We start from the raw sequence: 256 nt of genomic DNA on the forward strand, positions 1-256 counted from the left end.
CGTTGCCATGCTCGTCCGTGGTATGGATGCTGGCATGAATCACCGGGTTGTTGACCAGGTTCTGGGTATCCACCGGGATATGGTAGACCAGATTGCCGTTCGCCAGCTTCTCCACTTCCCCCGAATAGTGTTGACCATTAATCACCAGCTGAACGGTGTCATGCTCTTTTGCATCGCCGCTCACCGTGCCACTGATGGTGGTCTTGCCGTGATTGTCCGTCGATTCCTTGATGTTGATAAAGTTATCAGCCGTCAC

Annotated in this window: 1 protein-coding gene; it reads right to left on the reverse strand. The window is 53.1% G+C overall.

What is annotated here, in order from left to right; all coding sequences use genetic code 11:
- A partial coding sequence (locus tag OGX89_RS00055) for an Ig-like domain-containing protein (protein WP_286559681.1) occupies nt 1–256 on the reverse strand: 256 nt, incomplete at both ends.

Source organism: Citrobacter sp. Cpo103, from assembly GCF_030332605.1.
Lineage (GTDB): Bacteria > Pseudomonadota > Gammaproteobacteria > Enterobacterales > Enterobacteriaceae > Citrobacter > Citrobacter portucalensis.